This is a genomic window from Vibrio sp. 2033, assembly GCF_033339735.1.
Genome location: NZ_JAWOVC010000005.1, coordinates 266335 through 277585 on the forward strand (window position 1 = coordinate 266335; position 11251 = coordinate 277585).

Consider the following 11251-nt stretch of genomic DNA (forward strand, 5'->3'; position numbering starts at 1 on the left):
ATCTGAGAACAGGTATGTCATTATCAATAACAAGATTCACGAGGGTAATCTGCCCGCCCCTGGGCAGTTTGCTCTGTTTAACCTTTCTTACTGGCTGTGAAAAAGCAACAGAAGGGTTGGTGTATGGCACAAAAAGCAAGTCAGTAATTATTGACTATAATGGTAGCGAAACAGATGTCATCATCCCAGATTCGGTAACTACTATTCGGCGTGATGCGTTTAGACGTAGCAAGCTCACCAGCGTGACTATCCCTGATTCAGTGACTACTATTGGTGCGAGTGCGTTTAGTTACAACAATTTGACCAATGTGACTATTCCAAATTCCGTGACCACCATTGGTAGGGATGCATTTAATGGAAACAAGCTCTCTAGTCTGACCCTTTCAAATTCGTTGACTACCATTGGTGATTGGGCGTTTCAACACAACGAACTAACTAGCTTGATCATTCCAGACTCGGTAACAACCATTGGTAAGGAAGCATTTTATGGAAACAAGCTCTCTAGCCTGACCCTTTCAAATTCTGTGACCACTATTGGGGATAGTGCGTTTGAACGCAACGAGCTTACTAGCCTGATCCTTCCAGATTCGGTGACCGTTATTGGCGAGAGTGTGTTTGCCGATAATGAGATCCACAACGTGACTATACCAGAATCTGTGACCACCATTGAGGATGAGGCGTTTATTCGAAACAAACTCACCAGCCTGACTATACCTAATTCAGTGACCACCATAGGAAAAGTTGCGTTTGCTGACAACAACCTCACCCACGTGAGTCTCTCTGATTCGGTAACCACTATTGGTTGGGGGGCATTTACTGGCAATACGCTTACCAGTGTGACCATCCCAGACTCTGTGACGACTATTGAGGGTTCAGCGTTTTCTGACAACAATCTCACCAGCGTGATTATCCCAGATTCGGTGACCACCATTGGTTCTAATGCGTTTAATGGTAATGCAATATCCACATTCAACAATGCGCCATCAGATGGCATAATCTTTGCTCGTAATGATGATGGTACTGATAACAAGAAGGTTGTTGTTTCCTTTGGCGGAGGGAGAAAGGAGATTGTTATTCCTGATTCGGTGACTACCATTGGTTTCGGTATGTTTGAGGGCAACAATCTTACCAGTGTGACTTTTCCAGATTCGGTGACTGCCGTTGATAAGAGCGCGTTTGGTCATAATAATCTCACTAGCATAACCCTTCCAGATTCGATAACTACTATTGGAGACTATGCGTTTATTTACAATGAGCTCACTAGTGTAACGCTCCCAGGTTCTGTGATTACTGTTGGGGATAATGCGTTTGCTCACAACAAACTTACCAGCGTGACCATTCCAGACTCGGTGACCACCATTGGTGAGGAGGCGTTTGCTGATAACGCGCTCACTAGTGTGACTATTCCAGATTCGGTGACTACCATTGGTGAAGGGGCGTTTGCTGGTAACAAGCTCATCAGTGTGACCATTCCAGATTCAGTGACCACCATTGGTGAAGGGGCGTTTGCTGGTAACAAGCTCATCAGTGTGACCATTCCAGATTCGGTGACCACCATTGGTGAAGGGGCGTTTGCTGGTAACAAGCTCATCAGTGTGGCCATTCCAGATTCGGTGACCACCATTGGTGAAGGGGCGTTTGCTGACAACAAGCTCATTAGTGTAACCATTTCAGATTCGATGACCACCATTGGTGAGAGGGCATTTGCTGATAATGAGCTTACTAGTGTGACCATTCCAAATTCGGTAACCACCATTGGTGAGAGGGCATTTGCTGATAATGAGCTTACTAGTGTGACCATTCCAAATTCGGTGACCACCATTGGTGTGAAGGCGTTTTCTGCTAACAAGCTTGCTAACGTGACTATCCCTGATTCGCTGACTACCGTTGGCCAGGGGGCGTTTGCTGATAACGAGCTCACCAGTGTGACTATACCTAGTTCTTTAACTACCGTTGAGGATGATGCGTTTGCTCACAACAGGCTCACCAACGTGACCATTCCAGATTCGATAACCACCATTGGACATCGGGCCTTTTCTGGCAATGAACTCACCAGTGTGACTATCCCAGATTCCGTGAATATTCTTGGGTGGGAAGCATTTAGTTACAATAATTTAACCAATTTGATCATTCCAGATTCGGTGACCATTATTGGTTGGAAGGTGTTTAGTGATAATAAACTCACCAGTTTGACTATCCCAGATTCCGTGAACACTATTGAGGGGGCTGCATTTTCTAACAACCAGCTCATCAGCGTGACTATCCCGGATTCTGTGACCATTATTGGTAATGGAGCGTTTAATGGTAATGTAATATCTGCAGTTAACAATGCGGCATCAGATGGATTTATTTTTGCTCGTAATGATGATGGCACAGAGAACAAGAAGGTTGTCGTATCCTATGGTGGTTCAAGAAAAGGAATTGTTATTCCAGATTCGGTAAACACTATTGAGCGTGGCGCGTTTTCTGATAATGAGCTCACCAGTGTGACTATGCCTGATTCGGTGACGACCATTGGTGAAAAGGCGTTTGCTTACAACAAGCTCACCAATGTGACTATACCTTATTCAGTGACTACCATTGAGAATGAGGCGTTTCGGAACAACCGACTGACCAGCGTAACTATCCCAGATTCTGTGACCTCTATTGAGGATAAGGCGTTTAGTAATAATAAACTCACCAATTTGACCATTCCAGATTCAGTAAGAACTATCGGAGAGGCTGCGTTTTCTGACAACCAGCTTGTCAACGTGACCCTCTCAAATTCGTTGACTACTATTGGCTTAGGTGCATTTAATCGCAATGCACTATCCACAGTTAATAATGCACCATCAGATGGCTTTATTTTTGCTCGTAATGAGGATGGCACCGAGAATAAGAAGGTTGTTATTTCCTATGGTGGGGCAAGAAAAGAAGTTGTTATTCCTGATACGGTGACCATCATTGAGCGTAGGGCGCTTGCTAGCAGCGAACTAACCAGTGTGGTCATCCCAGATTCGGTTACCACCATTGGGCGTGAGGCGTTTGCTGGCAATGAACTTATCAGTGTGGCCATCCCAGAATCGGTTTCCACTATTAGCTATGGGGTATTTAGTAACAATAATCTCACTAGCGTAACTATATCAGATTCGGTAAATACCATTGCACCGGAGGCGTTTGCTGATAATAAGATCACTAAGGTGACTATACCAAGTTCAGTGTCCTTCATTGGTTATAAAGCGTTCCGGAATAACCGACTTGCCAGCGTAACTATCCCAGAATCAGTGTTCGATATTCAAAGTGAAGCGTTTGCTGGCAATGAACTCACCAGTGTGACTATTCCATCTTTGGCGACCCACAATGGTTTGATAGCGTTTGATGAAGGTGTAGATATTCACTGGTATTAACACTATTTTGTGTGCTGTTGCAATTTTAATATGTGGCAGTACACAAAGTTTTTGGAGAATGGTGTTTTCATCAGATATTGTTTTTGAAGGCTCTCTTATGACGACCGAGGTCGACGTGCAACATCCTTGTCTAGGTATTTAAAGTAATGGTATTTAATAATCTGTATCTAAACAAAGCCTTTTTACTATTGCGATTTCGCTCATCGCACTAGCACTTCCAAACTCATGTTGCCGCATCTGTAGTTATTTGATAGTTGCTTATATTCAATTTTCCTAAACACGTTTTTGTACAGAAATATCACGATCTGAATTTTAACACATGGTGTTTTCTAGCTTGAAAATGCCCTAAATCGCTTAGAATCTTATACCCTATAAAACAGAGGCCGCATGTACCTGCCCTACTGAAAGTAATCCTTTTTTATACTCCACCACTTATTGATGCGAACAACTTAGCAATCCGCTACCAAGAGCGACATTTAAACTCACCTCATTTACAAAATTATTGCTTAGAAGGAAAAGTTACATCAGTGATGTAGGTCGGCATAGGGTCAATACCGCCGGCAATACCCCTGCATGGACCCGTGCTGGATATCAAAGTGGGTACCATAGATTGCCCATCAAACACCCATGCCTGACTTTCCCAGCAATCGCCGTATCCTCGTACCTTGCGGTCTTGGCGCGCCATACCATCGATATAAAAACCATCACTCTTCAATGCAACCAACTGATTGGGGTCATTTTTATCCGCTAACCAATGGTGGCAAAGCGCGTTGTAAGCCATAAGCCAACAAGCACCAATAAAGCGTTTACCCTGGCCCAGCTCTGCAGTTTCAAGTGATGCGCTCTGGAGTTCGAAATCCAACTCAGATGCTGGCACATTAGTGGTCAGCAACTGTAACACCTCATTATAAGCTGACGAACCGATTTCAAGGGTAACAGCGTTTGATAGCGGTGCTTGCACAGTCAAACTTGGTGGTACTTTAGCGGGTGGTACTTCGTTCTCAGATTGTTTACCTTTGGCAACCACAGCAAATGGTGTGTTGCTACGCCCTTGATACTCATCCATTTTGCGAAACACAGCGCTGGCGCCATTGTTCGAAATGCGCCAGCGCTGCTTGCCAGCGCCTACTTCAATTACCGCGTTAGTAGTAACCACCGCCAATAATGCCTGTACTTGCATGGCGCTCAGCTGACTCGTTTTATCCGTGTAGATTGGGCCGAGGTCTTGGTTGTCAATCAACAAAGTCACACTTGCTGGCAACGCCTGCTCATCATGTAGCTGCAGAAAAAGCTTTGCCGTGATCTGGGTTGCAGGTCCAGCTTCACGTCTAAACATCATTGCCATACCATAGCCAAGACCAGCTGGCGCGTACCCCGCAGCTCGGCAAGTGCCAGTATTGTCACAAGCCAAATACCAATCTTTGTGATCAAACCTAGCTCCGTCAAAAGCTTGGACAGAAAAAATCGCTATACTCAATGCGATTATAATTAGACGAATATAGCGCACTTTCTTATTCCTTTGAGATAATATATCTGTGAATGTCTGATGGATTCTATGCGTTGAATTTAAGTTAATTTGACTTATTCGAAGGCGATTTTTGACATGAACTACTCCAGCCAGACTGGAGTAGATAATGATTAATCTAAAACCAATCTCATCGCTTGAAATACATTAGTTTTACCAGCTGTTACGCCCCTTCAGGCGCTTGCGTGCAAACATCCCGATAATATTGAATTGGGTTAGGAGCGTAACTTCCGCTTGGTCTGAGCCTTTGTTCGCTTCCGCGACTTTTAGCTCGACTTTGATAGCCGCAGAAATTGCCCATCTCTAGTCTTCTTATGAATATTCATCTTGAATATGGATGATCAAATAGGCAACAGTTTTCTTTATTACAGGAAACTGTTGCCCCTATACTCATTAGATCAAATACCCTGCAAAAGTTTATCCGATAGAATGAAATTCAACACGATTTAAGCGTTTTATATGCTTGTTTGGCTTGTCAAAGTGCCTCTTTTGTTAGAGAAACTATCTAAGCATCTTTTTGGGAGTGATAATCCATTAAAAGTATTGTTATCATCCTTTTATCTCTGAGTAGAGCTAAATTTCTGTGAACATTTTATGCGTTTGCATAGAAAGACCGATAACGGTCTAATTATAAACCCGAGAGTAGCAATGTCATTATCAAGAATAAAACTCAATAGGCTAACTGGCTAAATCTTTGGCATCTTGCTTAGTCTAGCCCTTCTAACAGGCTGTGAGCATGCAACGGAAGGGTTAGTCTACGCTAAAAAATTAGATGGCTCGCAGAACAAATCAATACTTGTAGAGTATACCGGTAGAGAGACCGATGTCATAATTTCAAGCTCGGTGACCATTATTGGTGAAGGCGCGTTTGTTGGTCACCAACTCACTAATGTAACCATACCGGATTCGGTTACCACAATTGAAGATGAGGCATTTAAGGACAATGAGCTCACCAACCTGACCATTCCAGGTTCCGTGGTAGCCATTGGCAAAGGGGCGTTTAGTGATAACAAGCTCACTAGCGTAACTCTCCCAGATTCGTTATCCACCATCGGTGCTGGAGGGTTCAATGGTAACGCGTTATCCACATTAAACAATATACCATCAGATGGCTTTATTTTTGCTCGGAATGATGATGGAACTGAGAACAAAAGGGTCGTTGTTTCCTACGGTGGAGCAAGAAGAGATATCGTTGTTCCTGACTCCGTGACTACTCTTGGGAAGGGGGCACTTTATGAAAATAAGCTCACTAACGTAACCCTTCCAAACACGTTGACTACCATTCGGGAGCTGGCACTTAGCCATAATGAGCTCACCAGAGTAACTCTACCTGACTCAGTACTTACCATTGGGAGGAGGGCATTTACTGATAACGAGATCACTAGTGTGATCATTCCTGGTTCGGTGCGCACTATTAGCCCATGGGCGTTTGATCTTGGTGTAGTAACTAAGCGGAATTAAAGCTATTTTGGATGCTGTCGTCTTGAGCTGGTAAATAGCAACTATTGATAAGTTATCCTTGAAACCATATATATTGAGGCACACAAAACGAGTACTGCCGAATAAAAGGCAGTAGTTCTTTTGACGGTTTGTTTGTATGAGTCTCGAAAAGGCGAAAGTACATAAATGTGCAGGTTCTTTTTTACACGAGCTTGGCTTGCTGAAAGGTAAAAAATTAACGACAGATCCACATGCAAAAGCTATTCAGTAGAGCACGGGAGGAGATGTTTAAGATCTTCCTTTTGTTTTGAAGGTAATATAGCTACCGTCGGAGACGCCTTTCAGTTATTTACTTAGTCGTTTGGGTAGCAGAAAGGCTTTGTGATTCAAACAAACGTAAAGCATACAAGAGCAGTTAACTCCCACAGGGCAGTTCGACTTATTTGGAAATCTCATTTCAGCAACATTTCGTCTGCTCAGTGTTTTAGCGCTCATAAATTGAATGACTGTCAAGTGACCGCGCATCTTGGCGGATTTTTGATATCTTAAAAAACTATATTTATGGATCTATCCATACTTCTCCTAATCACCGCCAGCCAAAATAGAGCAGAAAGTTCAACAAGCTTCTGTCCAACTTTGAGTTAGCACACTCAAAGCCAACCACTTCTCCACCTACAAATTCGAGACGCGGAAATCGCTGCGTCTCATCTCCTCAACCTCAGCCTCAAACAAACAACTGTACCGCGCAGTAAAGTAGCGTCGCCGCTAAAGTCATATTGATCGCTTTACCATATTTCTGGAATTGCGATTGAAGAAGTTTGCCTGCTATTGCCCAGATTAAGTTGCTCACCAATGCGATAAATGCGAACACTAGACTGGTGGCCAAGATCCAGTAGATGTTTTGTGTATAAGGCAACACGAATGTCGAGATGGATGTTACGCCGTACAGAATGATTTTCACGTTTACGAACTGCAAACCAAAGCCCGTTAAGAAAGTGATGCCCTCAGAATCTTTTGATGCGGCTTTGATATCACTTGTCGCAATTCCCCAAGCTAACCAAATGATGTAAGCCGCACCCACCCATGTGAGCCAAGGTGTAATCACAGGAAGCAGGCTGACCATGTGGTAAGTGAAAACGCCACACAACAGCATCAAAACAATATAGCCGCAGAACATCCCAGAAATGACTTTAGTAGAACGCTTTAGCCCGTGCTGGGTTGCAACACTAAGCGACAAAATGTTGTTGGGACCCGGCGTGAGCGAAGTAATGATGACGTAGGTGAAAAATGCGGTGTAGATGGCACTCATCTCTATCTCTCCTGTTTTTTGTGCACTATACTTCGCGTTAATCAATTAAGAAATTGAATATATTTAAACTAAGAGTTTTAATTTTTTGAACTATCACGTCAGGAGTTTAGTCATGAATCTAAAGCGTTTCCTTACGTTTAAAACCATTGTTTAGGAAGGCTCGTTTCTTAAAGCGTCGCAAAAGCTTTATTGCACTCAGTCGACAGTGACCTTTAAGATCAGGCAGTTAGAACAAGATCTCTCATTGCAGTTGTTCGAAAAGATTGGCCGAAAAATGGTGCTGACTCAGGCAGGAGAAAAGATCCTTCCTTACGTTTATGAGCTCGCACGAGTGATGGAAAACATTGAAGGCACGGCGCAGCAAGAGAGTTCTGAGCCGACAGGGGAGTTGAAGGTTTTAATCGCAGAAACTCAGCTCGCTTATAAAATGGCCAATGTTTTGAAGGAATTCAGAATACGAGCGCCGAAAGTAAGGCTCTCACTGCAATCACAAAACTGCTATAAGATTCGTGATGAATTGATTGCTGATAAAGCCGATTTGGGTGTGTTTTATCGTGTCGGTAATGATGATGCACTCAAGGTGCATGAGTTTGAACAAGAGCCGTTGGTCCTTGTTGCTTCGCCGCTTTTAACAGGGTTGGATCTACAGAAAGGGGAGCAACACATTGATTTGGGATTCATCAGCAATGGTCCTAAGTGCCTTTTCCGTCAGACTTTTGAGAGCATCATCCAAGAGCGAAACATCAGCATCGATAACAGGATTGAGCTGAGCAGTATTAACACCATCAAAAACTGTGTAGAGAGTAATATCGGTATCTCTTATCTGCCTCGCTTCACTGTTGAAAAAGAACTACAAGAGGGCAGCCAGCAAGAGCTTGAGTTTACCAACGCACCGCAAATGATCAAACCGCAGTGTGGCTGCAATGCCGGAAAGTGTGTTACGCCTGCAATGGAAGTCTTTATCGACTGCATGTGTAACACGCACGAGACAGGCTTTTTCCTCAAATCATGAAATTCCTTCATGTTCAATGTGAAACAATACCAATATTACTCAACTCGTGAAGCAAGTATAAAAAAAGGACTGCTCTGGTGTTAGGCACTGCGACGGTCATTTTTGTACGAACCGTTCGTCGTAAGTGCTGTGCAACCTAACGATTGGGAAAACCAAAAAACAAAAAATGTCCCCATGCACAGAGTTAGGAAAAGTCTGCTTTATCTAAGGAAATAGGATACCAACTCACGATGAATAACGATTTCACATTTGCTATCAAAAGCATTCGCTTTGATGAGAATTACCAACCATCAGACAATACGCGAATCACTACCAACTTTGCTAATCTGGCTCGCGGAAACTACCGCCGAGAGAATCTGCGCAATGCGCTCCGAATGATCGACAATCGTTTTAATGCGTTGGCATATTGGGATAACGCGCAAGGTGACCGCTACTCCGTTGAACTTGAAATCATCTCCGTTGATATGGATATCCAAGGTAGTGGAGAAGCCTTCCCATCGATTGAAGTGCTCAAAACTAACATTGTTGACCACAACACTAACGAGCGTATCGAAGGCATTGTGGGCAACAACTTCTCTTCATACGTGCGTGATTACGACTTTAGCGTTTTGCTGTTGGACCACAACAAAAACCAGCCACAGTTCAGCATCCCAGCGAACTTCGGTGATTTGCATGGCAAACTGTTCAAAGCTTTCGTTAATTCTGAGTCTTACAAACAGCATTTCAAAAAGCTGCCAGTGATTTGTCTGAGTGTATCGGACAACAAGGTATATCGACGCACCGAAAACCAACATCCTGTTTTGGGCTTTGAATATCAGCCGAACGAATCTTCGTTGACGGAGCAGTACTTCAAAAAGATGGGCTTACAGGTGCGCTACTTTATGCCGCCAAACAGTGTTGCACCATTGGCATTCTACTTCTTCGGTGACTTGTTGAACGATTATTCAAACCTAGAGCTTATCAGCACGATAAGCACGATGGAGACATTCCAGAAGATTTACCGACCTGAGATTTACAATGCCAACGCGGTTGCCGGTAATTGCTACCAGCCAAACCTAAAAAACCTAGACCACTCGCTAACTCAAATCGTTTACGACCGAGAAGAGCGCAGCCAACTGGCAGTTGAACAAGGGAAATTTGCCGAGGAGCATTTCATCAAACCCTATCAATCTGTGCTTGAACAATGGTCTGCAAGCTACGCGTAATCGATAACGAGAATCTAGAAAGGAATGACGATGAAAACACTATTACCGACTTCAACGGCTGGCAGCTTACCGAAACCTTCTTGGCTGGCCGAACCAGAAAAACTTTGGTCACCGTGGAAACTGCAAGGTGAAGAACTGATTGATGGCAAACGCGATGCGCTACGCGTCGCTTTGCAAGAGCAAGAATTGGCAGGCGTTGATATCGTCAGTGATGGAGAGCAAACTCGGCAACATTTTGTGACGACCTTTATTGAGCATTTAAGCGGCGTAGATTTTGAAAACCGCAAAACGGTGACTATTCGCAACCGTTATGAAGCAAGTGTTCCGACTGTGGTTGGCCCAGTAAGCCGCACAAAGTCCGTGTTTGTTGAAGATGCCAAGTTCTTGCGTCAGCAAACTAAGCAACCTATCAAGTGGGCGCTGCCAGGCCCTATGACGATGATCGACACACTTTATGATGATCATTACGGTAGCCGTGAAAAGCTGGCTTGGGAATTTGCAAAGATCCTCAACCAAGAAGCGAAAGAGCTTGAAGCGGCGGGTGTCGACATTATTCAATTCGATGAACCTGCGTTCAATGTGTTTTTCGATGATGTGAACGAATGGGGCATTGCGTGTTTAGAGCGTGCGATTGAAGGGCTGAAATGTGAAACTGCAGTGCACATCTGCTATGGCTACGGCATCAAAGCGAACACGGATTGGAAGCAAACGCTAGGCACTGAATGGCGACAATACGAAGAAGTATTCCCTAAATTGCAGCAGTCAAATATCGATATTATCTCGCTTGAGTGTCATAACTCGCGAGTGCCTATTGAGTTGCTTGAGTTGATTCGCGGTAAGAAGGTGATGGTTGGTGCGATTGATGTCGCTACTAACGAAATTGAAACGCCAGAAGAAGTAGCGAACACATTGCGAGAGGCGTTGAAGTACGTTGATGCCGACAAGCTTTACCCATGTACCAACTGCGGTATGGCACCTTTGTCTCGTGAAGTATCGACCGCTAAGCTCAATGCGTTAAGTGCGGGTGCGGAGATCATTCGTAAAGAGTTGGTGGGTTGATATTAATACTTAGGCTCCGCACCATGAACTAAAATTAGGGTCAATCTAGCGAGTTGAAACGAGACTAGGAATCTGATTACAGCTCGCTAGGAAATGACGATAACTTTCGCACTTTAAAGCTCTCGGTGGGTAGCTCCTGAATCACCCCGTCCCTCGTTGTTCAGGATGACGGATGCTGGAAGATACATTGCTCGCCATCCCCCAGGTATTAGAGCAGCTCTAAGGTAGGGTCATTCCAGTATATGGACTCCCGAGTTATTACAACTTGTTTAGCGAGAATAGATTAGATGCATGCGTATATTCGGGTTTTAATGA

The 11251-nt window shown here is 44.0% G+C and carries 6 protein-coding genes and 4 pseudogenes; 6 read left to right on the forward strand and 4 right to left on the reverse strand.

The annotated features are described in order from the left end of the window. The first annotated feature begins 119 nt into the window (after positions 1–119). A complete protein-coding gene (locus tag R7P74_RS10105) occupies positions 120–3386 on the forward strand; it encodes a leucine-rich repeat domain-containing protein (RefSeq protein WP_262687453.1) in 3267 nt (1088 codons plus the stop codon). A gap of 499 nt (positions 3387–3885) precedes the next feature. On the opposite strand, the gene R7P74_RS10110 is transcribed toward R7P74_RS10105, so the two are convergent. Further along, on the reverse strand, positions 3886–4893 hold the full coding sequence (locus R7P74_RS10110; RefSeq protein ID WP_225473326.1) for a DUF1176 domain-containing protein: 1008 nt from the start codon (positions 4891–4893) through the stop codon (positions 3886–3888). A gap of 180 nt (positions 4894–5073) precedes the next feature. Then, positions 5074–5208, reverse strand: a pseudogene (locus R7P74_RS29920) (ParB family protein); the annotation flags it as partial. 405 nt (positions 5209–5613) lie between these two features. Between R7P74_RS29920 and R7P74_RS10115 the strand changes: the two are divergent. Then, the gene (locus R7P74_RS10115) at positions 5614–6372 is read left to right on the forward strand and encodes a leucine-rich repeat domain-containing protein (protein WP_225473324.1); all 759 of its coding nucleotides are present in this window, start codon (positions 5614–5616) and stop codon (positions 6370–6372) included. Positions 6373–6427: 55 nt separating this feature from the next. On the opposite strand, the pseudogene R7P74_RS10120 reads toward R7P74_RS10115, so the two are convergent. After that, positions 6428–6544, reverse strand: a pseudogene (locus R7P74_RS10120) (plasmid-related protein); the annotation flags it as partial. Here R7P74_RS10120 and R7P74_RS10125 point away from each other — a divergent pair. Then, positions 6539–6853 (forward strand): annotated as a pseudogene (locus tag R7P74_RS10125) (DJ-1/PfpI family protein); the annotation flags it as partial. The pseudogenes R7P74_RS10120 and R7P74_RS10125 sit on opposite strands and share 6 nt — an antisense overlap. A gap of 222 nt (positions 6854–7075) precedes the next feature. Here R7P74_RS10125 and eamB read toward each other — a convergent pair. Beyond that, positions 7076–7660, reverse strand: coding sequence for a cysteine/O-acetylserine transporter (gene eamB, locus R7P74_RS10130; protein ID WP_225473322.1), 585 nt, complete (start codon positions 7658–7660; stop codon positions 7076–7078). 112 nt (positions 7661–7772) lie between these two features. Here eamB and R7P74_RS10135 point away from each other — a divergent pair. From R7P74_RS10135 to R7P74_RS10145, 3 genes and pseudogenes are all read left to right on the forward strand, one after another. Continuing rightward, positions 7773–8672 (forward strand): annotated as a pseudogene (locus R7P74_RS10135) (LysR family transcriptional regulator). A gap of 230 nt (positions 8673–8902) precedes the next feature. Next, positions 8903–9877 (forward strand): DUF1852 domain-containing protein, encoded by a 975-nt coding sequence (locus R7P74_RS10140; RefSeq protein ID WP_025767248.1) that lies wholly within the window; start codon positions 8903–8905, stop codon positions 9875–9877. Between the two features lie 30 nt (positions 9878–9907). After that, positions 9908–10936, forward strand: coding sequence for a methionine synthase (locus tag R7P74_RS10145; RefSeq protein WP_213868110.1), 1029 nt, complete (start codon positions 9908–9910; stop codon positions 10934–10936). Positions 10937–11251 lie beyond the last annotated feature (315 nt).